At 51.2% G+C, this 24,663-nt stretch carries 17 protein-coding genes and 2 pseudogenes; 3 read left to right on the top strand and 16 right to left on the bottom strand.

Annotated features, from left to right (window positions below; translation table 11 throughout):
* Positions 1-2 precede the first annotated feature (2 nt).
* The 10 genes from AC0YNS_RS24140 to AC0YNS_RS24095 all read right to left on the bottom strand — a co-directional run bounded on the left by AC0YNS_RS24140 (position 3) and on the right by AC0YNS_RS24095 (position 11,762).
* Positions 3-626 (bottom strand): hypothetical protein, encoded by a 624-nt coding sequence (locus AC0YNS_RS24140; RefSeq protein ID WP_475783493.1) that lies wholly within the window; start codon positions 624-626, stop codon positions 3-5.
* A complete protein-coding gene (locus AC0YNS_RS24135) occupies positions 623-1,369 on the bottom strand; it encodes a class I SAM-dependent methyltransferase (RefSeq protein ID WP_475783492.1) in 747 nt (248 codons plus the stop codon). The genes AC0YNS_RS24140 and AC0YNS_RS24135 overlap by 4 nt, the downstream gene beginning before the upstream one ends.
* A gap of 181 nt (positions 1,370-1,550) precedes the next feature.
* Complete coding sequence (locus AC0YNS_RS24130) at positions 1,551-2,420, bottom strand: phytanoyl-CoA dioxygenase family protein (RefSeq protein WP_475783491.1); 870 nt, start codon at positions 2,418-2,420, stop codon at positions 1,551-1,553.
* Positions 2,421-2,532: 112 nt separating this feature from the next.
* Entirely contained in the window at positions 2,533-3,096 is a 564-nt protein-coding gene (locus tag AC0YNS_RS24125; protein ID WP_475783490.1) for a hypothetical protein, read from the bottom strand.
* 130 nt (positions 3,097-3,226) lie between these two features.
* Complete coding sequence (locus AC0YNS_RS24120) at positions 3,227-5,263, bottom strand: type 2 periplasmic-binding domain-containing protein (RefSeq protein ID WP_475783489.1); 2,037 nt, start codon at positions 5,261-5,263, stop codon at positions 3,227-3,229.
* 193 nt (positions 5,264-5,456) lie between these two features.
* Positions 5,457-6,359 carry a carbohydrate ABC transporter permease gene (locus tag AC0YNS_RS24115; protein ID WP_475783488.1) on the bottom strand — a complete coding sequence of 301 codons (903 nt, stop codon included), beginning with the start codon at positions 6,357-6,359 and terminating at the stop codon, positions 5,457-5,459.
* 14 nt (positions 6,360-6,373) lie between these two features.
* On the bottom strand, positions 6,374-7,339 hold the full coding sequence (locus tag AC0YNS_RS24110; protein WP_475783487.1) for an ABC transporter permease: 966 nt from the start codon (positions 7,337-7,339) through the stop codon (positions 6,374-6,376).
* Between the two features lie 143 nt (positions 7,340-7,482).
* Positions 7,483-9,213, bottom strand: a complete 1,731-nt coding sequence (locus tag AC0YNS_RS24105; protein ID WP_475783486.1) for a sensor histidine kinase — start codon at positions 9,211-9,213, stop codon at positions 7,483-7,485.
* 31 nt (positions 9,214-9,244) lie between these two features.
* Entirely contained in the window at positions 9,245-10,861 is a 1,617-nt protein-coding gene (locus tag AC0YNS_RS24100) for a response regulator transcription factor (protein ID WP_475783485.1), read from the bottom strand.
* A gap of 73 nt (positions 10,862-10,934) precedes the next feature.
* Complete coding sequence (locus AC0YNS_RS24095) at positions 10,935-11,762, bottom strand: helix-turn-helix transcriptional regulator (RefSeq protein ID WP_475783484.1); 828 nt, start codon at positions 11,760-11,762, stop codon at positions 10,935-10,937.
* 179 nt (positions 11,763-11,941) lie between these two features.
* On the opposite strand from AC0YNS_RS24095, the gene AC0YNS_RS24090 reads away from it, so the two are divergent.
* From AC0YNS_RS24090 to melA, 3 genes are all read left to right on the top strand, one after another.
* Positions 11,942-13,030 carry an FG-GAP repeat domain-containing protein gene (locus AC0YNS_RS24090; protein ID WP_475783483.1) on the top strand — a complete coding sequence of 363 codons (1,089 nt, stop codon included), beginning with the start codon at positions 11,942-11,944 and terminating at the stop codon, positions 13,028-13,030.
* Between the two features lie 4 nt (positions 13,031-13,034).
* A complete protein-coding gene (locus AC0YNS_RS24085; protein WP_475783482.1) occupies positions 13,035-14,111 on the top strand; it encodes a Gfo/Idh/MocA family protein in 1,077 nt (358 codons plus the stop codon).
* A 334-nt stretch (positions 14,112-14,445) separates the two neighbouring features.
* A complete protein-coding gene (gene melA / locus AC0YNS_RS24080; RefSeq protein ID WP_475783481.1) occupies positions 14,446-15,858 on the top strand; it encodes an alpha-galactosidase in 1,413 nt (470 codons plus the stop codon).
* Positions 15,859-15,939: 81 nt separating this feature from the next.
* Here the strand turns inward: melA and AC0YNS_RS24075 are convergent, their stop codons facing one another.
* The 6 genes and pseudogenes from AC0YNS_RS24075 to AC0YNS_RS24050 all read right to left on the bottom strand — a co-directional run.
* Positions 15,940-17,241 (bottom strand): M48 family metallopeptidase, encoded by a 1,302-nt coding sequence (locus AC0YNS_RS24075; protein WP_475783480.1) that lies wholly within the window; start codon positions 17,239-17,241, stop codon positions 15,940-15,942.
* A gap of 331 nt (positions 17,242-17,572) precedes the next feature.
* Positions 17,573-19,042, bottom strand: coding sequence for an aminoacyl-histidine dipeptidase (locus tag AC0YNS_RS24070; RefSeq protein WP_475783479.1), 1,470 nt, complete (start codon positions 19,040-19,042; stop codon positions 17,573-17,575).
* A gap of 140 nt (positions 19,043-19,182) precedes the next feature.
* Positions 19,183-19,740 carry a DUF4358 domain-containing protein gene (locus AC0YNS_RS24065; protein WP_475783478.1) on the bottom strand — a complete coding sequence of 186 codons (558 nt, stop codon included), beginning with the start codon at positions 19,738-19,740 and terminating at the stop codon, positions 19,183-19,185.
* Between the two features lie 185 nt (positions 19,741-19,925).
* Positions 19,926-23,627: a fibronectin type III domain-containing protein gene (locus tag AC0YNS_RS24060; RefSeq protein WP_475783477.1), complete on the bottom strand. Its 3,702-nt coding sequence runs from the start codon at positions 23,625-23,627 to the stop codon at positions 19,926-19,928.
* 333 nt (positions 23,628-23,960) lie between these two features.
* A pseudogene (locus AC0YNS_RS24055) lies at positions 23,961-24,200 on the bottom strand (YiaA/YiaB family inner membrane protein); the annotation flags it as partial.
* A 54-nt stretch (positions 24,201-24,254) separates the two neighbouring features.
* Positions 24,255-24,392, bottom strand: a pseudogene (locus tag AC0YNS_RS24050) (YiaA/YiaB family inner membrane protein); the annotation flags it as partial.
* Between the last annotated feature and the right edge of the window lie 271 nt (positions 24,393-24,663).

Here is a 24,663-nt window from a genome sequence, read left to right as displayed (position 1 = left end):
TATTAGATTTGACCCACAATGAGTCTAGCAAGCTCATCCCAATTCTTCTTATCCGTGTTCAATTCCATTGTAGGCACTTTGGAGCGCTGCGCATGGATGCGGCACTGTTCCTGCGTTTCCAGCAGCTCTTGGCAAGCTTGTCTGACTTCAGCCTCGGACTTATCGACCCATTGTGAAGGAACTCGGCTCTTGATCCGTTCTTCCGTCACCTCCGGAGAAATCGTGAGCAACACGCACTTCGCGCCGAGCGCCGCCAAATCCTCTTCAAGTCTATTAATCTCGGTGCACTCTTCCTCTGCAAATGCAACCCGATGATTCAAGTGAAACCGCTCCAGCACATAAAATAGCCCTCTCGACTTCCGAGCATGCGGCCCCAGGTAGACCGCCCAATCATTTAACTGCTTTAACATGTCGACTCTGCTACGTAATAGCTGAAGATGTGCCTCTTGCGACAGACTCTCGTAAGATCCTTGGACGTAATTCAGCACCTGCGAATAATGCTCGCCGAGGACAATGACACTATTCTCAGCCGATTCATCCTGCGCCTGAAGTTTCTTGATCGCCTGCAGCAGTGAGGTTTTGCCAGCATTGGAGTACCCTTCTAGAATGATACCTCTTATGTTCATCGGGAATCTTCCTCCGGATGTTGTCGGGGCTTAAGCTGCTGCGCGGCAAAAGTCAGCCAATTACTTCTAAACTCGATTTCGCGTCCATTCTTTCTCTCGGCGATGTTCTGGGGGATAACGCTCACGATGCGTATATCCCAATCCCGGTAGAGCTCTTTCAAGAGATGGATCGTTTCTTCCGTCTTCATCGGCAGCTCTATTACTCCGGGGTGCTGCACGCCTAGCTCGATATCGTGTTCCACTACTTCCGTGTTAATGAGGATACAGTTGAACCCCTGATCTCTCGTTCCACGGATCATCCGCTGCACGACAGTTTGAAAGGCGTCGAGATTCGAAACATGCTCCAGGCAAGAGCAAGCGACGATATAGTCGTAAGCATGCTGTGCAATCTCATAGTGCTCCACATCCGCTACCACTGTTCGAATAGCATGATCATATACCTCATATTGAGCCGCATATTCCTCTAGTTTCTCAATTGCTATGGGGAGCAAATCGACGCAATCGACCGATCCGCCCGTCGGTTGGACGGCCTGAGCAATCGGGATACTGTTTCGCCCAACTCCGCAGCCCAGATCAAGAACATGGAGTGCTCTCGGACCGGCTAGACTGAGCTCCTGCAGCAAATTCATGACGGTTTGGACCGGCTTCGCGAGCCAGGTTCCGGGCGCAAACAGCTCCGTTTCCTTATAGAATTCTTCATGATACTTCGTTTCCTGTTCCCTAGCCTCAGCAAAACGGTTCATGTTACACCTGCTTTCTACTTGTTACCTATTTCGCAAACCGGCAGCATTTTCCTTTTTTGTATTCAAAACTAACCAGTACTTCTCTTCCACCACCTTTCTACTAAACCCCGTAACTCAACCAAAAAAAGACAAGCCACATCTGGCTTGCCTTTCAAGTATTTAAGCGAATTTCGAGTCTAGTCTAGCCTTCATGCTCCGGCCGCTCGGCCATCCAGTCTTCCAGTGTCGCAACGCGCTCCGGGAACTTGCTGCTTCTGGCCAGGAACCCTGCGCCGTGCTGCGGCATCGGGTCTTGATCCGTCGGCTGATAGCGCAGGTCCACGCTCCAGCGGACATGATCGGAATTGTTCGGCGTCGACATATGGAGCAGCCGATCGTTGAACAAAATGGCGGTGCCAGCCTTAACCGGCAGCGAGATCGTTTTGCGAGAACCAAGCTGGTTCTCGTGCAGCGCGGTATAGCCTGTGCCGCTGTACGTTTCCGAGTGCCATTCCAGCAGCTTCGCGTTCTGGGTGCGCGGCTTAATATGGAGACAACCGTTCTCGAGCGTGGCATCTACGAATGAAATCCATACGGTGATGACGGGATTCGCATTGGAATCCGGCCAGTAGGATTTATCTTGATGCCAAGGCACCGCACCGGCCGCCACGCGTGGCACTTTAGGTCGCACATTATAGACTGGGCTTGCGAAGATTTCATCGCCGATCAGCGACTCTACGGCATCGATGATCTTGGGATTGCTCAAGAGATGGTAGTATCCCTCAAGCCGATCTCTCCACCCGCGTCCGAATTTGAGAAAGTCCTTATCCGTTAGTCCGGCAAATAGCTTCGCGAGCCGATATTGAAACGGTTCGTCCTCCAATTTGTCCGTGATCAGCCCATTCGCAACCAAATCATCGGCAATAATGGATACCTTATCAGACATAGCCTGCCGTGGCGCTGCCATATCCTCATCGCTGAGTAGATCCTCCAAAATTAGATAACCGTCCCGATTGTACTGCTCCAGCTGCAAGTTGGATAAACTTCCGCGTGTTGCACGATGAATGGCCATTCCGATACCCCCGTAACCTGTAGTGCTTACATGTTAAATGTATCATTGCAGCCTGCAGATGTATTTATTTTCCTTTCCGCGATTTTGTCATAACTTCCACTAAATCTTCAATCTACTCCACTGTTATCGTCGTATAAACCTCGCCATTGTAATGGCTGTCCACGACTTCCTCGGTAAGCGAGAAAACACATACCGCCGAGATATAGTAAGTGCCGGGCGGAAGCCGCAGCTCCTTCTCCGCATAGAACGTGTGCCAGTAGTCGGCATCGGGATCATCCGCACTATAACCGCCGCTTTTGAAGAATGGATAATCGGTCGTCTTGCCTTTCGCAAGCTTAGTTCCTACTAATTCACTCGTGTTGGCGCCTTCCATGTTGAACTTCTTCCCATCCGTAATCGTAAATCCAATATAGGTATGGCCGCCCCAAATGGTGATGGAATCACCTTCACCGATATAGGTCAAACTGGCTGAATAAACGATCGGCTCATCTTTGGCGAAAGTTGTTTTGGCAATATTCAGCTTCATTTCAAACTGATCGTCCTTATACTGCAGACGCGGTGCGGACATCTTCTTCTGTAGAGCGGGGTCGATGGCAGCTTTCTCGGCTTTCTTACCCCCAGAGCTTCCGCAAGCTGTAAACACAAACATTAGCATGATCACGATCATCGCTTTCATATAACGTCCTCCTACGGGTCCGTCTTCTTAACCACCAGACGAGTAACGCCGGTCAAAGGTTCCTTCTCCTCCCATAAAAAGCAAAAGACCGGCGCTCTCCCGCCGGTCTCCCACCTTCTACGCCAACCTATTACTTAATCGTATCCAAGAGATCTTTGTTCTGCTCGTTGAAGTATTTGGTCATGGCATCCAGTGATTTCTGATCCGCGCCTTGTTGAACGGCAAGCGCTTGGAAATCCTTCCACATCGACTCGAATTGCGCGTCGTCCTTGGCCGCCATCGTCTTCGTCAATGCTTTCTCGAAGGCGTCGCGGTTTTTCCAGAAGGCATCCGCTTCAGGAACGCTGCCGAAGAAGCTCCAAATTTCATAGTCTTTGTTGATCTTCGTCTCAAAATTCGATTGTGCTTGCCCTTCAAGATTACCCGGGTCGAAGAAACCGAGCGCGTCACCGGCGTTTGGAACTCTGTCATAGCTGTTGTACGGAGCCAAAGGACCCGCTCCCCACATGTAGCTAGGATAATATGGCCATGCGAAACCGTAGCCATCCGTCGAGGCAATGCGCGTATTAAATAAATTATAGGACATCTGAGCGCCGCTCGTTTGATCGGTGTACACCATGGCGTTCTCTAAATCTTTGTTCGTGAAGACGCGTTTGCCGTCCTTCTCTTCGAACAAGCCTGCGCTCTTAGGACCCCACTCGTACATTTTCTCGCCCGTTTCGGAAATCATGTAGTCCAAGAAACGAATGACTTGCGGCAAATCCTCTTCGGACACTTTGTCTTTGAAGATCATGATCGAGAAGTTGATACCGTTTTGCCCGCTCGGAATGAACGTTTTGGAGAGGTCAATGGGTTGATCAATCCACAATTTTCTGTAACGGTACGGTTTGCCCGCAGCCTTCAATACAGCAGCATCCGGCGATTCGTACGGATACGGCATTGCATATTGCCCATTGTTCAGCTTCTCTAGATGGGTAGCGTTATTCTCGAGGAGCGAGTTCGGATCCATGACTTTGTCACGGACAAGTTTGTTGAATTGCGCAATACCGGCTTTGAACCAGTCTTGTTGGAATTCGTACTGAATGCTATTCGTTGCTTTGTCGTAGTAAGTAAAGTAGGTATTGCCTGCAGGCATGCGGTATAGGTAACTGAAGAATTGAGTCATCAAAGCCCAGTTGTCTCCGCCGCCGAAGGCGTAACTGACTTGAACCGTTTTGCCGTTTTCCTTGATGTTCTTGTCTTTGATCAGCTTCTGCATATCGTACATAAATTTGACCAAATCATCGGTCGACTTAATTGGCACATCGAAAATATCGTCATGACTGAACTTGCCGTTTTTGAGGTACAGCGCGTCTAATTCATCCTGCGTTTTGGCATTTGGATAAAGCATCTTCAGAAGGTCATCACGCACCCAGACAAAGCTGTTGCCTCCCGCTCCGTTTAGCGGACTCGGAGGAACAAAGTCGGCATTGAGCTGCTTAATGGACCCGTCCGGATTACCCACCATCGTCGGGAATCCCCAGATTTTATTGCCATCCAAATGTTTGCTCGTAATTTGTTCTTCAATCAGAGGGAAGGTATCAAACGGCATCCGCTTCGCTACGTGCGGCGCGTACTTAGCGATCGCGTCGGTCAAATCATACACTTTACCCGCTTTGATCAAGTCTTGGAAAGTCGCCATGTCGCCGTCGACAAAGGCAATATCCGGCCAGTCATTGGAAGCGTTAAGCAAGCCCATTTTGACTTTCGCATCTTGGCCGCCGTTATCGAACGAGCCGTCTTTATCGAAGGAAACGCCGGTTACACGTTTGATTTCCGGAGAAACGACGTCTTTGTCTGCGACCGGACGTTTGGCGTCACCGGGACCATGCGTATACCAAACTTTCAAATTCAATTGTTTGCCCGTCCAGTCCGGCAGCTCAGAGCTGTCAGATACAGTGTCGAGCATATCGTAGTATGCGGCTGGCTCTGCAGGTGTGTTCGTCGTGTCGGTTTCAGTCGATGTCTCCGTACTCGTGTTTGTATCGGTGCTGGTATTCGCGGCAGCCGGTTCATTTTTGGTGTTCGTATTATTGTTATTGCCATTATTGGAGCATCCTGCGATTATGGTGACGACCATGATCACCGAGAGAAGCACGGAAAGCGTTTTTCTCGTTCTATTCTTCATCGTTTAGCCTCCTGATTTTATCGGTATCGGTTTGGCATCCTGCATGAAAGTTGAGAATCAGCCCGCAACTCGCCTACAAAGCGTTTTCTGAGATCCTCCTTTCCTTCGCTGTACCCCTTAACTAGAATCGGATTTCCTGTCGCCAACGTCCTTGACGTTCCTGCCCCACCTCCGGAAGTTAGTAAGGTTCGTTCTACTCTTTAACGGCCCCGAGCGTGACTCCTTTTACGAAAAACCGCTGAAGAAACGGATATATGATGACGATCGGAATCGTGGTGATAATAATATTGGCCGCCCTTATCGCTTGCGGCGTCGTATGTGCTTGACCGGTAGAATTGATGTTGATCCCCTTGATGATGGCTTCTTCCAGCAGCTTGGCCACACGTTCTCCTTCTTTCAAGATTTGCATGAGGATATATTGCATCGTGAACAGCTTGCGATCGGTGACGTAATAGAGTGTCGTAGTCCAGTCATTCCAGTGGTAGACCGCTGTCCACAGCGTCATGACGGCAATGATCGGCATCGACAGCGGCATATAGACGCGTGTCATAATCGTCCAATCGTTCGCTCCGTCGATCCGGGCTGACTCTCCTAAGCTGTCGGGAATGGTGTACAGATAAGATCGGATGATGACCATGTTGTATAGGCTGAAGCCTACCGGAAGGATATACACCCAGAATGTATTGGACACGTGAAGCTCCGAGTAGATCAGGTAAGTCGGAATCAAGCCGCCGTTGAAGTACATTGGAATAATCAAGAAGACGAGAAGGACACCTCTGCCGAAGACATCTTTTAACGTAAAAGCGTAAGCACAGGCGTATTGAACGATAACCGCGATTGCCGTGCCCGCCGCTACCCTCGCAAGTGAAACCCCAAGCGCATGGATAACCTCGTCATTCTCGAACAGGAGCTTGAAGTTATCTAACGTGAACACGCGCGGGAATATCGTAATACCGCCGAATTGAGAATCCATGGGATCATTGAATGCCAATGCCAGGACGTTCAAGTAGGGGAACACCATCGCGAATACGAGAACCGATAGAAAAACGATATTCGCGACCTTGAATATTTTGTATGACGTGGTTTCATGATTCATAAGAGCCTGCTCCTTTAGAAAATCGAGATCTGGGACACCTTCTTGGCGATCTTGTTGGTGGCGATAATAAGGGAGAATGCAACTACGCCTTCAATAAAGCCAACCGCAGCGGCCGTCGAATAGTTGCCTTGCTGGATCCCCGATGAATAGACGACTGTAGAGATGACGGGGAAGTCAATGAAGGCATTCTGCATCCCGTACACAAGCTCGAAGTTGCTTCCGAACAACGATCCCAGCGTGAAAATCAGCATGATGATCGCCGTCGTTTTGAGGCCCGGTAACGTAATGTAACGATGCTGTTGAAACCGGTTGGCTCCGTCGATCTTGGCTGCCTCGTACAAGCTCGGATCGATGGAGGTAATGGCGGCCAGAAAAACGATCGTCCCCCAGCCAACTTCTTTCCACACGCTGAGCAGAAGCAGCATCGGAACGAATAACACCTGATGAGACAAGAACATTGATCGCTCACCACCGTCGCCGATGAGCATCATTTTCAAATCGTTAATCGGTCCATCGATATCAAGAAGCGAATACGTCAAGCCGACGACCGCGATCCAAGACAGAAAGTGCGGCAGGTAACTCAGCGTTTGCACCGTTCGTTTGAAGAGCCCGTTGCGCAGCTCGTTCATCAGGAGCGCGAGAATGATCGGAGCCGGGAAACTGACGAGAATCGTGAGCAGGCTGAGGATTAACGTGTTGAGTATCGCCTGCCTTAGCATCGGGACGTGAAACACCTCTTTAATGTGCTTCAATCCGACCCAAGGACTATTCCACAATCCGGCGAAAATATTGTGATCCTGAAAAGCAACCAGGATACCGGGCATTGGCAGGTAACTGAAGATGAATGTCAGAACAACGGAAGGAAGCATTAATAAGTAAGCAAAATAGCTCTTCTTCATTTTTCGCTTCCAGTTTGGTTTCTTAGACGTCATAACAGGTGGTGCAGCGATGTTTCCTTCCCTGGTTGTAACCGCCTTCACTTGAACTCACCCTCCTACATGCGATTGGTTGACTTGGATTTAGCATACCGATTGAAAGCGCTTAATTAAAGCTAATATATGGAGATGTGATATAAGAATCAGGAGAATGTGATGAAAAAAAAACCTGCGCATGACGCACAGGTTTAACGGGCAATGTCTAGCGGGACTTCCTCGTCGATGCCGACAGGAACAGGAATTTGAATGATTACAGTTGTTCCATTGCCCGGCTCGCTGCGGATTTGCAGCTTGTGCTGCTTCGGATAGAAAATCTCCAGCCGCTTCCTCACGTTCTTCATGCCATAACCTCCGTACAACTCGTTAGCTTCGCCTTCGAGCAGCTGCTCGATCTGGGCAGGCTCCATACCTGCTCCGTTATCAGATATGGCGAATACGACAGTGTCGCCCTCTTGCTTAGCCAATATTCGAATGATGCCGCCCGTCTCCCGTCCAATTAACCCATGAAGTACGGCATTCTCCACGACGGGCTGCAGCAGATGCTTGAGAACAGGACGGTAACCAATTCCCTCATCATATTCGATGTCATAGTGGAATTCAGTACCGAATGCGAACTTCTGAAGCCGCAGATACTGTTCAATCATCTCCAGCTCCTGCACAATCGTCACGATACTGCTGCCTTTATTCAAGGCGATCCGGTAATATTTGACCATCGAGTTGATGACGTCCTTCACCTGCTTGTCCCCGCTAATCGACCGAATCGTGGATAGCGTGTTGTAGAGGAAATGAGGATTAAAACGCTCCTGGAGCAGCTGCGTCTCCAGCATCTTCCGCTCAAGCTCGTAATCCGTGATGCGTTTATAATATTCTTTGACTCTCTGGATCAGTTCAAAGTAAGAATTGCCCATTCGCTCAAACTCATCGTTGGTGGTATAGGTCAGTACCGTATCGTCGTCGCTTATGAGGCTTTCCACGTTTTTGTTCATTTTGCGAAGCAGCGTTTCGAGCCTCTTAGTCAAGTAATGAGAGACGACCTCGACTGTAAAGATGAGAATCGCGATGATGATGAGAAATATGACGCCGACGGAGACCCAGTACCACTTCAACTCTTGGAAAACGAGGCTCTTCGGAATATACCAGGAAATATGGCCAACCGGCGTGTGTAATGGCAGGCTTAGCACATAGAATGAGGACCCCGGATTGATGCCGGCATCAGCCTTCAGCCGATAATCGCCATACGACCCGGTCCCTTCGAAATTAATATAACTCCCTTTCGGGATGTCATAGGAGAAGAATCCGATAAGCTGATTCAGCTGGATGCGCATTTCAATAATGGCGAGCGGCTTGTTGAGTGAAATCAATTTCTTATAGGCATAGATGTAATCGGCTTCAATGGTAGAGTGGACGTTTAGCTTCGCTTTTTTAATCTCCCACACGAGATCGCCATCGTTAGCGTTTAAGATTTTGTCCTTGAGCGTTGTTGTGGCATTGACTTGTTCATTCTCCAAATTCACGATGCTCCGCATGTATTCCCCGTCGTAATTCGTGTCTTTCAGCGCATAAATAACCAGCTCCGACTGGATATTCTCCGTTTTGGCCGCCTTCATCACACTCTGCAGATACTCGCTAAAATCCATGATGCGAACAAGGTTATGATCAATATTCGTCTCTAAATAATTGACGATGAAGTAGTTGCTGTTGATAAATTCGACTTTATTGATGTTGGAGTCCAGCAGTGCATTCACACTGTTAACGCTGCTTTCAAGCTGGGAGCTTTTCTCGGCCAAAATATCCTTTACCTTGCTGCTGTAGATGCGGCTCGTCAGGAAAGAACCCAGCACGAGCATCGGTAGCAGTGCAAAGACGAATATAATCGCCGCGACTTTGTGCCGGTACCTCAACCGATTCAGTTTGAACATGGTTTCGCCCCCGATCTCACGGACATGAGCATTAAAGCGCGGCTTTGCTTTTGAATTCAGCCGGTGTCATGCCTACGTTTTTCTTAAACGCCAGAATGAAGTAGGATGTACTCACATAACCGACAGCTTCCGCTACTGCGGCCACTTTGCTGCCCTCTTCCTTAAGCAGCTGCTTCGCCTTATCCGTTCGGAATTGAACCAGATAATCGAAGATGGTCTGTCCGGTTTCCTTCTTGAACAATCCATTGGCGTGACGCCCGCTCAAATAGACGGATTTCGATATTTCCTCGATGGAGATTTGCTCGCGGTAATGATCATGGATCATCTGTTTGATGGCGGCGATGATCTTCACATTCTTGGAGCTGTTCCGATCGGTTACCCGCTCCTTAATGACCTCGAATGATTGTCTGATCCACTGCACGACCTCTTCTTTGGTGCTCATCCGGTTCAATTTATCCCACACTGCCATGTTGTCGCCGAAAATATCCTTCATCGATTGGTTCGCTTCCATGAACAGGATACCGGACAGATGGGAACAGAGCAGCGCGAAGCCTTTCACGTAATTCTCGCCTTGCCTCACGTTCGCGGCGTTCAAGTACTTATCGATAAATTCCTCGACGTCTTGGCTGTTTCCGAACGTCATGAGTGCTTTCATATCCTGGTAGACTTCCACCAAGCTCGGCATGTCCTCCATAGGAATGTCCGAACGATCGTCGATTTCCTCGAAACGAATGATCGGATTGCTGCCACTGTAAAACCGCGTATTGACCGCTTGCTGCGATTGCTGATACAAGAGCTCAAGCTCGGTCAGCTCACGGGAGCTGCTGCTGATGCCCATTGTCGTATTGATGCCCAGCTCTCCGTTGATCGCTGTATGAATCTGAACGGCCGCGTCTATGACGTCTCGCCTGTCGGTTTCAAGATCGAAAACAATAACGGCATACTCGTCCGCCGAAATTTGGACCGGATACATCGATCTGGAGGCGTTGCCGGCTTTGGAGATTAGGTTCTTCATGGAGTAGGAGAGAAAGTAGGCATCTCTGGCGCTTCGGTGTTCCCGCTTACTATCTGAGGGTAGGAAATTCATGGAGATGACGCTCATATTCGCATGATCGACGATCGGGAGCGCGAGGAATTCAATCTTGTCCAGGATTTCTTCTTTATTGCGGAAGTTACCCAGAAGCACTTCCTTCAGAAATTGTTCCTGCACAAGCGGAAGCATCCCTTCCAGCTGTTTCAGCATTCGCTCTTTCTCGATTTGCTCGCGATGCTGCTGCGTAAATTCAGCAAGAAGCTTATGAATCGCCAGCTCCAATTCATCAGGCATGATCGGCTTAAGCACATAACCGTAAATCCCAAGCTCGACGGCGGATTTGGCAAATTCGAAATCGGTGTGGGAGCTGACGAAGATGATTTTGACGTTCGGATGCGATTGCCTGATTCGGACGGACAGTTCTATTCCGTTCATTAGAGGCATTGCGATATCTGTGATCACGATATGAGGTCTGAGGTCATCCATACGGGAAAGCGCTTCCAATCCGTTCGCGAAAAGTCCTACTACTTCTATGCCAAGCGACGTCCAATCGATCAATTCTTTGATGGTGTTCCGTTCGTATTTGTTGTCATCCACGATGAATAATCTGAACATCGCATTCACGTCCTTAGCCCCGGATAAACTGCTATCTCCATTATTTCAATAAAAAAGCAAGGAATACAATACCCTATCCGCCATCCCGATACTTCCGCGGCGTGACGCCGTTCACTTTCATAAACACATTATAGAAGGACGGCTCGCTCTGATAGCCTACGATCTCGGCAATTTCTTTGACCTGTAAGTTTGTCGTGCGCAAATACCGCTTCGCTGCCTCCATCCGGCAATAGATCAGAAACTGGATCGGACTTACGCCCATCTCGTTTTTGAATAGGTGCGCCAGATGGTATTTGTTCATATAGGTTTCCTCGGCAAGTGATTCCAGCGTGACCGGGGCGCTGTAGTTTTCCTCCATGATCCGCTTCGCTTTCCAAACCGCTTCCTTCGAGGGCACCCGTGCCCGGTCTGCCGCATCGCTATAATGAGCGATCCTTGCTAATTTAGCGAAAAGAATACCCAGATAATGATTCGCAATCGTCTGCGATTCCGGCTCTCCCTTGCGAAACTCTAAGATACAATCGCGCATCAAATTGCGGATGGCCGGCAGTTGATCTTGCAGATGTATGATAGGTGCCGCGGCAGGCGAGAGGAAGAAATCAGCAGGAAGCTCCTCCACCTGCAGCTCTCTAAACCCAATATAGATAGCGCGAAAAGGATGCTTCGTCGACTGCTCCTTATGCCACACGCCCCGATGGTAGACTAGCATCGTTCCCGCGCCGGCTGTGTAGCTCTTTCCGTCAATCTCAAACTCCCCTTCGCCTTCTTCGATCAGCAAGATTTCGCTGTTGGCATCATGCTTGTGCAGCTCCAGCAGGAATCGATCCGGATCGCCGCTTAAGTCAAATGAGCCGCCTGCCAGGAACAACGGCGGTCTACGAAATATTGTCGAATCCCCCATTGCGGCTGCCTCCTTTCTTCACGCAAGAATGAATATCTTTTCGCCCAAGTTCACTTATTGTCTCTCTGGCCCGAATGACATAACCTTAATATAGATAGCGTTTGCATATTTATTTTCAGCATAATCCAGAAAGCCGATGTCGTACAACATTAAATAGTTTGCTAAGGAGCGTGCGTGCTTTGCTTCAATTCAAGAAGAGACAGCTGTCCGAAGAGAAATACGAGGCTTGCGCTGTGTTTGACGTGAACGGAGATGGCATTCCCGATATCGTCAGCGGTGCCTATTGGTACGAGGGACCGGACTATGAGAAGAAGCATTTTATTTGCGATGTGCTGGAAATTTCGGAGTATCACGATGATTTCTCCGATTATCCGATGGATGTCGACGGCGACGGGCGTCTTGATATCATAACCGGCGCATGGTGGGGCGAGACGCTTCGCTGGCGCCGCAATCCGGGCGAAACCGGCACAGACTGGGAAACATTCGATATCGACAAATGCGGCAGCATTGAGACGATTCGTTATTACGATATTGACGGCTGCGGAGTGCCGGAGATCTTCCCGAATACGCCGGGGATGCCGCAGGCGTTCTACAAGTTGGTTCGCGATGCAGAAGGCCATGGAACCGGACAGTTTCTGAAGGTTGTTATCAGTGAAGGCGCAAGCGGCCATGGAATGGGATTTGTCGATATTAACGGTGACGGACGCATGGATATTGTGCTGTCCGGCGGCTGGCTGGAGCAGCCGGAGGATCCTTTTGCCGGACTATGGACTTTCCATCCTGAGTTCTCGCTCGGCAGCGCAAGCGTGCCGGTTCTCGGCCATGATGTAAATGGCGACGGACTAATCGATCTGATCGTCGGCCAAGCGCACGATTACGGGTTGCATTGGTATGAGCAAGGCCGGGCTGCGGATGGTTCACGAACATGGACGAAGCATGAAATCGATATGTCGGGCTCCCAGTTCCATGACCTGTGGCTCGTTGATCTGGACCTCGACGGCGAGCTGGAACTCATCTCGGGCAAGCGGTATCGTGCTCATAATGACGGCGATCCGGGGGCGCATGACCCGATCGGCATCTACTATTACAAGCTGACAGGCGGAAAGTTTAAGAAGCATGTCATCGACTTTGGCCCTGCAGGCGAGGCATCGGGCGCCGGCATCTACTTCTGGGTGCAGGATCTGACCGGCAACGGGTATCCCGACATCGTCGCTCCGGGCAAGGACGGCTTATATCTATTCGAAAATCACGGTAAAAGAGAGGGATAGTCAAATGAGCAAATTACGAATCGGATTCGTCGGCGGCGGCGGCATGGGACAGATGGCACATCTCAGCAACTACGCGGTATTGCGAGATCAGTGCGAGGTTGTCGCGCTCGCTGAAGTACGGCCCCAATCCGCCAAATTAGTAGCAGATCGTTATGGGATTCCGGAAGTATATGCGAGTCATCAAGAGCTGCTCGCTCAGGCCAAAGTGGACGCAATCGTGGCGCCGCAGCAGTATCGGCATCACCCTGCTCTTATTCCCGATATACTAAGAGCCGGCATTCCTGTCTTCACCGAGAAGCCGCTTTGTTTAACGGTGGAAGCCGGCCGGGAGCTGGTGCGGATCAGCGAAGAAACCGGTACGCTTCATATGGTGGGCTACCATAAGCGGTCCGATCCGGCGATGGAACGCGCCAAGAAGGAAGTCGATGCTTGGCGCGCAAGCGGCGACTACGGCAAGCTGCGCAGCATTCGCGTTGCGATGCCGCCGGGCGACTGGATTGCCGGGGCCGACATGCCGCTGAGTGCCGGCGAGCCGTACCCATCGCTCGTGTTGGAGCAAGGTCCGGCGGATTATACGGATCAGCAGACGCGTGATCTCGATGCATTCGTGAATTACTACATTCACCAAGTCAATGCGATCCGCTTCTTCCTGGGCGAGAACTATAAGCTGACCTTCGGCGATCGCGCCGGCGTGCTGCTGGTCGGCGAGAGCGAGAGCGGCGTAACCGTCTCTCTTGAGATGGCTGCCTACCAAACGTCGATCGAATGGCATGAGCAAGTAATCGCGACGTTCGAGCAAGGCTTCGTCCGCGTTGATCTGCCTGCCCCGCTCGTTCGTCAGCAGGCCGGCAAAGTGACCATTTACAAGGACAATCCGCAACTCGGCTCGCCGGAAATCGTGCAGCCGATCATGCCGAACGTCTCGGCCATGCGCAATCAGGCGCTGAACTTCCTCGCTGCCGTACGCGGCGATCGCCCTGCGCCATGTACCTCCAAGGAAGCGCTCGAGGATCTCATCCTCGCCCGCTCCTATATTGATTTTATGACGCGCACATACGGGCAGCAGCCCGCGAATTTGTAGGGCGGAGATTGAGGGGGGCGCTTGGCGCGCGGTGATGCGGAGCGCGCGGCGGCACAGAGCTCCCATTTCCCCTTTGGGAAATTCTAATGAACTCCACAGGCCTTATTTGGGCCAAATGGGCACCTGAAAATTTCTAACGAACCGTACAGGTGCAATCTCCTCCAAAAGTTTGTTTTTTGCTCGAAATTTGACTAAATAAGACCCCTACGGTTCGTTAGATTATTTTCGCAGCTATTATTGCCGAAATAAGACCTGTAGGGTTCGTTAGAATTTGCGTGGTGTTTGGTTTGCAGGTTTGCAGGTTGAATCCGATAAAAAATGAGGAGCTGAGACCATGAGAAGAATCGCGATCATTGGTGCAGGCAGTATTGTGTTCTGCAAGACGCTGATGCTGGACATTATGGCGACGAAGGTGCTTGAAGAGACGGAGTTTGTGCTGATGGCACCGTCTACGAGCAAGACGACGCAGGTGAAGGCTTTTGCCGATAAGGTGATTGCCCATAATGGGTTGAAGTCCAAGGTTACGATTACGACGGATCGCCGGGAAGCCTTGCGCGGTGCCGACTACGTCATTACTTCCTTCCAGGTCGGCGGCGTCGATCTGTTCGAGAAGGATTACAAGATTCCGCTCTCCTACGGCGTTGACCAGTGCATCGGCGATACGCTCGGACCGGGCGGCGTGTTCCGCGCGCTGCGCAGCATTCCGATCATTCTCGACGTCGCCCGTGACATGGAAGAGCTGTGTCCGAATGCGACGCTGCTGAACTACGTCAATCCGATGGCGATGATTTGCTGGGCGCTTGGCGAGACGAAGATTAACTATGTCGGGCTTTGCCACGGCGTGCAGACTACGCTGGATCTGATCTCCGGCTATGTCGGTGTGCCAAAGCAGGAAATCGACTACGTGTCTGCAGGTATCAATCATATGGGCTGGTTTACGAAGCTGTCGCACAAAGGAGAAGATCTGTACCCTCGTCTGCGTGAGAAATTCGAGGAGCCGGAATTCTACGTCAATGAGAAGGTGCGCGGCGAGGTATTCCGTCACTTCGGTTATTTCATGACCGAATCGACCGGCCATCTCTCCGAGTACGTGCCATGGTTCCGCTCCAGCCAAGAGGCGCTTGATCTCTACTGCGACGAGCCGTCCTTCGGCGGTGAAAGCGGCGCCTACTACACATGGTGCACGTATGTTGCGGACAAATACCGCGAGAAAGATGTCCTTGCCGATGAGCCGGTGGACCTCCCGCCGCGCAGCGTGGAATACTGCGCTTATATCATCGAAGCACTTGAAACAGGGAACACCTTCAAGTTCAGCGGCAATCTGCGCAATAACGGCATGATCTCCAACCTACCGGAAGATTGCTGCGCCGAAGGCCTTGTTTTCGCAGACCGCAACGGCCTGCATCGCACGGTCAATGGTGATCTGCCTCCACAATGCGCCGCGCTGAACATGACCAACATCAACGTGCAGCGCCTGACCGTGCTTGCCGCGAAGACCGGCGACCCGGAAACAGTCGTGCAAGCCGTTGCGCTCGATCCCCTCACATCCTCTGTCCTCACGCTGAAGCAAATCCGCGAGATGGTGACCGAGATGATGATTGCGCAGCAGCAATATCTGCCTCAGTTCGAAGGCCGACTGCCGCGTCCGACGCCAACGATCAACATCCCGGCCAATGTACAACGCGCAGATGTCCCGATTGACCCGGCACTCGCGGTCTATTCCCGATTTGGGGAGCTGGCGAAGTAAGCTTGCTACTGCATATAAAGAAAGCCTATCCGGCTGTCCACGGACTATGTTCGACCGTGGTACTGGATAGGCTTTTCGTTTTTAATATATCCGATTATTATATTCCCTAATAAGCCGCTCTTGCAGCTTCGCCTCTACCTTGCTCAGCTCGCGATCAAGTTGATTACACTGCTCTGCCGTTAACTGAAGTGCCTCCGGAGCCAACTGCGTATGCTGCAAAAGCGCCGCCATCCGGTAGGCAGTCGGAGGATGCGTACTATTCAAGGTGGATCCCTCCAGCATGCCCACTCGCCTAATCCGTTCAAATTCTCGTTGTGGAATGCTGCGGACAGCCCCTTTTAACTCATTAAAATAATTCCCTTTATGGCCTCTGCTCGCAAAGCGTTGCAGCGACAGCTCAAAGGTTGTTCGGCAGAATTGAATACGCTCCAACCCTACCGCTCCTTCGGTTCCGCCTACCTTCGCCCCGAGGTAATCCGCTCTATATTCCGCCTTCTGATCTTCATAGTAAATGACATGAATAAAGACTTCAATAAGTGCTCTGGGGATATAAGAAACCAGCTTCATGAGCAGGTTTGTGATTTGGGTGATGATTTCGACAAAGGAAAATTGGTACGTATAATCTCCCATCGGATTTAGGAAGTGATACCACCGCACCAGCGTGTCATAGGCCGTTCTGATATACAAGTATCTGTTAAAATCACCATTTACCCCATGCCCCAGTTCATGTCCGATAAGTGCTGTTTTCTCAACCGGATTTAAGATGCTAAAGAAGGGAAGTCCGAGTGTGACATAGCTTCGCAGCTTCCAGCCTGCTTGCCTATAGGAAGCATTGAATTGTTCATCCAAAATAATACCGCCCACTCGAGGTAACTTTAGATAATCAGCAACGTTATCGACCAGCGAATACAACGTGGGAAACTGTTCTCTCGGCACGATGTCCTCTTTCTCAAATTTGCTTAGTTTCGGGATGCGAGGGCGCTGTAACCACAGCAGTATTAACATGGGAACCGTAAGAATGAATGTAAAGTAATGGTGAAAACTTACCCACAACAAATATAAGCATAGAAGAAAGTAGCTAAACGACAGGCCGTGAATTAATGTAGCAACCAGAATCAGTGCAATGCGAGAAGAGCTCTGTTTGGGCTGCAGCTGCTCCAACTGCTCCATGTCCTTTAAAATCCGCTTCCCCACATTTCTGCCAAGTCGCTCGTAGGTTGTGCGAAACCTGGTCGGTGCGGTATCTCCTTGATAAGGTAGCAGATTCCACCCACACTCGCACCAAGACATAAAATCCGGAAAAGCCGGAATTTCCGCCTGGCATGCAGGGCAATGCTCGCTCTTCATGATCGGCTCCTTCTGAGCCAAGGCCAAACCTTCCATTCGTGCAGCCCCCTATTCTACTAGCGAATATCTCATACTATCTAACATTGTGGCAAGAAAATCCTGCCTAATAGGCAACATTTGGAGCATATCTAAGTGGTATTAGGAGCAAATGATGCGCAATATGCAACATATTAGCCCAATGAGCTTCGTACAAGCCACCTGCACTGCAAGATGTTGCATTTCCGTCAACATTTATTAGTTTTGAAACCTAATTCCAGCAAAATGCTGCATATCCTGCAACATTTGACAAGCCGCCGCAACATTCCGAGGCGGATCGACCTTGGGACAAAAAAAAGCGCAAGGGAACGCTCTCCCCGCGCCTTAACAACTATTTCAATTCACGCATAATATCCTGCAGGAAATCCCAAGTCCGTTCCACGGACGAGATCGACACATGCTCCTCCGGCGTATGGAAGTTGTACATGTTCGGTCCGTAGGACACCGCATCGAGATACGGCATTTTCTCGATAAAGATGCCGCATTCCAGGCCGGCGTGGATCGCCTTCACTTCCAGCGGCTTGCTGTATTTGCGCTCGTAGACCGTTTGGAACACCTCACGCACCTTCGAATCCGAGCGATACGGCCAGCCCGGGAAATAATGATCGTGCCGGTACGTCACGCCGACTGCCTCGCCGAGCGTTTCCATCTGCTGCAGCACCGCATCAAGCTGGGAACGATGCGAGCTGCGAACGAGGCTCTCGAAGACGACCTCATTCTCGCGCGTCGACAATGTACCGATGTTCGTCGACGTCCGAACGAGGTTCTCAATCGCCTTGTTCATGCTCAGCACGCCGCTTGGGATCAACGCGAGCAGACGGATAACCGTCAGCTTCGTCTCTTCCGAGAACCAACGGACAGCCTCTCCGCCGCCGCTCCCTGCGTCCATCGTCACCTTCACGCCCGGGTCCGATACTTCATATTCGTCCTGCAGAATACGATTCCACTCTGCAATCCGCTCTTCCGTAACGCGCAGCCCGTCTTCGCTTAAGCCCACAACCGCTTCCGCCTCACGAGGTATGGCATTCACCTTCATCCCGCCGCTAATGCCAGCCAAGTCGAATGCCGTATGCCGGCGCAAATCATCCAACACGCGACCAAGCAGCTTGTTCGCGTTGCCGCGCTCGTGAATGATATCGTCACCGGAGTGACCGCCCTTCAGCCCTTGTACGGCAATGGTGTACGACTTGTTTCCGGCACTGCCTCCATCCTGCCAAGCAATCGGCACTGTATGGAACGCCGATGCGCCTCCGGCGCTGCTCACGAACAGCACGCCTTCCCGGTCAGAGTCGAAGTTGATGAGCATCTTCCCGCTCAGCTTCGAAGCGTCGATATGCTCCGCGCCCGCCATGCTCGTTTCTTCCTCCGTCGTCAGCAGAATTTCCAGCGCGGGATGCGCCAGATCCGTTGAGTCGATTAACGCCATCGCAAACGATACCCCGATGCCGTTATCCGCCCCGAGCGTGGTATCCTGCGCATAGATCATATCGCCGTCCAGCTTGAAGCGAATCGGATCCTTGGTGAAGTCATGCTCGGTCGATTTGTTTTTCTCGCAAACCATGTCCAAGTGGCCTTGGAAAATGACTGCCGGTGCCTGCTCATACCCTGGCGAGGCTGGCTTCTTAATGATCAGGCTGTGACGTTCATCCTGAAACACGGTGCAGTTGCGCGCTTCCGCAAACTGCTTCATGAAATCGCTGACCGCTTTCTCGTTCCCCGATCCCCTTGGAATCGTAGACAGCTCTTCAAAGAATCGAAGTACCTTGCAATCTCCGGTATATACTCTATTTAGTTCTGGCATCGTAATCCTCCTGTATGTAGACACAGATTAGGCCCGACTTGCCCTAGGCAGGCAAAGTCAGGCCGTTTCCATTCGATATCGCTAGTGTAACGCATGCTTGGCGAGGAATCCAGTCGCCGCTGCGTATGGACGGATTTATTTTAGACGCCGCCATTCTTCTCGAAGAAGCTCTCGTAAACCTTCGTCATGTCGGCTTGTTTGCTGGAGATGATAAACAACACGTAGTTGCCTTTCGTCAGCAGCTTGTAGTTCTTGGCATTCTCATATTGATCGGCATTCTTGGATTCGAACTCCTTCTGCACTTCCTCAGCCCGTTTCTTAATTCCCGCTTCCACGGTAGGAATATCCTTGGCATCCTTCACTTTGAAGATCGCGACTTCATTCGCGGACAGGTTCGCCATCGGCATGCGCACATTGAAATCCTCCAAGAGTGCTGCATCTATCTGATAAAACCGCTTTAACGTCAGCTTGTCGAGCTCCATAAACATCGGCTGCCCCGCTTGTTTCGTCATTTCGGTAATCATCTCTTTCGCAGACAGCTTCGAACCGACGACCTGCTCCTGATTCTGATTCTGATCTTGGTTTTGCCCCTGGTTTTGCCCTTGATTCTGCCCCTCGTTCTGGTCCTTGCTGTTTCCACAAGCGCCCAGCACAATGGCGATGACAATGGTCAACATGAGTATCGTAATTTTTTTCATTTGGTATAGTCTCCTTGGTGTGAGATTGGACGAGCTATCGTATGAGGTATGTGTCTATTGACGGCAGCCGTGGATAAAAGGTTACATCCTTACCGTTCCCAATTTCTGCACAAAAATAGACGTTCCCTCAACAAAAGTTGAAGGAACGCCCTTTTTCACTAGCAAAACTGCAGTTCCAGTGCCGGCTAGCTTGTAAACAAGCGGCCCGTAGGAATGATTTGCTTCGCTTGCGAAGCACTCGACCAAGAGAGCTGAGCATGCGCATTGCCGCCGTTCTCGATATACTCCATCTTGATGTCGTATTTCACACCGGCGGTCAGCGTAACGGTTGCGCTGAGTTCCCCGTTCATGGCGACCCAGTTGTTAATGATTTGTACGCCGTTCACCCACAGACGCACGCCATCATCCGTGTGGGTGTAGAAGGTATAGGTCTCCGAGTATTGCGGTTGAACTTTACCGGTCCATCTCGCGGTGAACCATTCACCCGGCACATCGTCTGTCGGCCGTCCGCCGCCCCAATCGAAGTCGATGGTGGCATCCGTTCTGCTCAGCGCCAGCGTACCAAACTCACCGGAATAATATTGGCCCAGCAAGCCGTTCGTTCCTGATGACGGCGCGTTCGTCGTCACGTTCAGCGTGGAGCTGGCAGCGGATAAATTATTCGCCGCATCCTTCGCTTTGACCGTGAAGCCGTACGCAGTGCTGCCGGTCAGGCCGGTTACCGTGAACGTCGTTGCACCTGTTGTCGAACCTGCAAGAGCAGCTCCGTTATAGATGTTATAGCCGGTGACGCCGACGTTGTCCGTCGAAGCCGTCCAGGACAGATTGACGCTCGTATCCGTCTTGGATGGCGAAGTCAAACCAGTCGGCGCCGTTGGTGCCGTCGTGTCCGAAGATGCGTTCGTCGTTACATTCAGCCCGTTGCTCGCAGCCGATACGTTGCCTGCTGCATCTTTGGCCTTAACGGTAAACGTGTAGGCCGTACTTGCAGTGAGGCCACTCACGGTGAAGGTTGTCGCACCTGTTGTGGAGCCTGCCAGCGTGCTTCCGTTGTACACGTCGTAGCCTGTGACGGCGACATTGTCGGTCGATGCCGTCCATGACAAACTAACGCTTGTCGAGGTCTTGGATGGCGAACTCAGACCAGTCGGTGCCGACGGTGCCGTCGTATCCGAGGCCGCATTCGTCGTTACATTCAGCCCGCTGCTCGCTGCCGACAAGTTGTTTGCTGCATCTTTGGCCTTAACCGTGAAGGTATAGGCCGTACTTGCAGTGAGGCCGCTCACGGTAAAGGTTGTCGCACCTGTAGTAGAACCAGCTAACGTGCTTCCGTTATAGATATTGTAACCTGTGACACCTACATTGTCGGTCGATGCCGTCCAGGACAAACTAACGCTTGTCGACGTCTTCGACGGCGAACTCAAACCTGTCGGCGCCGTTGGCGCTTGCGTATCGCCGCCTGTGCCGCCGGCTTGATTAACGTCACATGTCTTGTATTGCCCCACCGCCGGATCCGTTCCGAAGCCGTTGTTGGAACACATGACCGTGTTCGTAAACGTTCCGTATGCGTAGCTGCCCGGTACCCCATAGCGAACTTGCTTCGTGCCTGTGAAGTTACATGGATTGTTCTCGCCGGCACAATTCACCCAGTTTGCCGCAGGATCCGTTGTCACCGTTAGCGCGTTGCTGGCCGCCGAGATATTGTTCGATGCGTCCTTCGCTTTAACTGTAAACGTAAACGAAGTGTTCGATGCAAGGCCCGTAACCGTGAAGGAAGTCGCGCTTACCCCGGTAGTCGTACCCGCCAAAGTCGAACCGTTATAAATGTTGTAGCCCGTTACGCCGACATTGTCCGAGGAAGCCGACCAGGACAAGCTGACACTCGTATCGTTCTTCGTTGGCGAAGCGAGGCTCGATGGCGCCGTTGGTGCTTGCGTATCGCCGGCATCCGTCGTTACATTCAGCGTATTACTTGCTGCGGAAACGTTGCCTGAAGCATCTTTCGCCTTGACCGTGAAGCTGTACGCGGTGCTTGGCGTTAAACCCGTAACATTGAACGTCGTTGCACTTGCACCCGTTGTAGAGCCGATCAATGTACTGCTTCTGTACACGTCGTAGCCGATGACACCCACATTATCCGTGGATGCCGTCCACGATAGATCTACCGTTACATTCGATTTCGTAGGTGCGGACAAGCTGCCCGGAGCGGTAGGAGCCGTCGTATCCGGCGGTCCGGTAAAGACCGTAACCGTCTGTTCTTTCACGCTTGCTCTTCCTCCGTTATCCCACACGCCAAGTATAACTTTGTAGGTACCGGCATTCTGATACGTATAAGTCGGGCTTGCCGTCGTAACCGGGATTCCTTCGCCCAAATCCCACAGATTCTCAACGATCGTTCCATTGTCCGTGGATGTATTCGTAAACGTAATCGGCTGTCCCAGCTGTACGGTCAGCGGAGCCGTGAAGTTCGCGACCGGCTTCGCATCGCTGAAGCCTCTGCTCGTGAGCTGCGTATTCGTCCCATTGCCGCTTACCGTATTATTGCTCCACTCCAGATCCGCTGCAGAGGAAGGATATTGGTCAATGGACGGACCGCCATTGCCGGTAATCGTATTGTTGATGAAGCTGATACGATCTGTTCCGCTGGCTGTCGTAATCTCAATGGCTTTGCGGCCGTTATTGAGGATTTGGTTGCTGTCGAATACGATATTCTTCGTATCGCCATGAATCCGAACCGCGTTGCCGTCATAGCCCGGATAGGCCGCGGCAGGATTGCCGGTTGGACCGGTTTTCCACGTATTTTTGTAGAAGTACTGATATTGCTCCGTGAATCCGGTGCCTGCGCCTTGGAGCTGCATGCCCCACATGACGATGTTCTGGACCGTGTTGTAGTTCCACAGCTGATAGCCTGTTCCAGGCGACTGCTGCATCCCTACTTGCTGACCACCATCCACGAGGTTGCCGGATGTCACGCCATGATCAACCATGACCTCAAGGCCCATGTTGCCCACCGAGCCGTCATTTGCTTTCACGATGTTATTCCGAACCGCAATATATTTGGAACGCACGGCGCTGATCCAATGGTCGACATTGTTGTTCTCGATGATGGAATAGTCCACGTTGGTATGCAGCTCGATGCCGAGCCCTTCCATCTTCTTGCCCGTTCCTGTAATCGTATTGCCGCGCACCGTCGCATAAGGGCTGTCATCATTGACGAAAATCCCTCCGCGACCGGTATTGGAGATCGTATTATTCTCGATCAGCGCATGGCTCGAACCCCAGCCCGCACGAACGCCCCCACCCCAATCCGAATTTACGCCCGTATTGGTCACGATGTTATTGGAGACTACAAGATTAGTGGATCCGATCGCATAGAGTGCGAAAGGGCCGAAGCCGGCCGATGCGGCCAAATCCTTGACTCGCAGGTTGCGCATTTTGTTGCTGTCGCCTGACTCGGATGTAACGGCGGACAACAACACCGTGCTGCTGTTGCCGTCCAGCGTCATATCGGCCACTTCCGCGTTCGTCACGTTATGAAGGTAGAAGAACATCGTGGACGCTGAGCCGGATGTCATTCTCACCGTCGTTACATCACGTCCGGCACCCGCAATTTTGACGCCGGATTTACCGTTAACGTTCGCAGACAGATAATAGGTACCGGCTGGAAGCAGCACCGTATCGCCGCTTGCTGCAGCATTGACAGCATTCTGAATAGCCGCCAAGTCATCAGCCGTGTCGCTTCCGTTTGCCCCGTAAGCGGTTACATTCAGTGTAGCCGCAAAAGCTGACGTAGCCGGAATAATCGGAAGCATAAGCGATAACGCAGAAAGAATCGTCATGACCCGCACCTTCAACGTTCCATTCTTCTTGCCATTCTTACTTCTCATCCTCAACAATCCCTCATTTCATGGATTTAATCTCGTTTGTCTGCTTAGCCCAATCCTGCTTCACATACCGCCTCTTCCGAAGTTCAGCGCCCCCTCCTCTCAAACTCCATCCTGCCATGCCGCCGATGTCCCGTAAACTGTAACAAATGCGAAAATACATACTGAGCGATTGTATTAAATAGGAATTCATGCACCTCACTTACACGATCTCCTACCACCATTCACGAATCGCTATTTAACACCAACCTACACCTCGATTTATGCGGAATTATGCGGCTATTAATAAAAAGACTTCCCTCACATTTCGTGAAGGAAGTCTTCTTAGACCGTTGCCTACAAATTAGCTGTATGATCTTCCGCTGTCTCTTTAAGATGCAGCTGATCCTCTTCGTTGTCACGGATTGTTTTCTGCAAGACGAGACAAGCCACGATGAGGAATGCACCGCCGATGGCGTAGTAGCCTTTTACATAGAAGGGCTCTTCCAAGGTGTAGAGACCGATATATTCAGCAAGAATCGCGAGCACGAAGCCGGCCCAGGAGAGGAAGGTGAAGGCCGATGTGTTTCTTCTGCGGTAGCTCGGATTAAACTCTTTGAGAAAATTATCTTCGTCGTTGTCCCGCGCAACCTTCTGCAGCAGGAAGGAGGTAATGATGAGCAGAACGCCGGTTACCGCATAATAGCCTTGGACCGACAGCGGCTGCTCCAGCGTATAAATACCCACAAATTCGAAGCCGCATGCCAGCACGAATGCTGCCCATGCCATAAATGTGTACGTCGGTGTATTGCGGCGACGGTAAAAGTTTTTGCGATTCGTTGTCGTCGTTTCCATCATGGCTTATAGCCCTCCTGTATAACCTGAACGGTTATTTGTTATGGCTTAATCATACTGCGGACCTTCGACTCCCATAAGTACCATCTTGTTCTAGTACCTGGTATTAGCCCGACTGCTGCTTCGATGCTGCACACAATTCCCCCCTCACCAGTACACAACTTTGCCTTTACCATAAAAATCCACTTTGGTAACCTCTTACTGA

The sequence above is a fragment of the Paenibacillus sp. J22FR21 genome (assembly GCF_056269135.1).
This window is presented reverse-complemented; position numbering and strand designations above follow the sequence as displayed.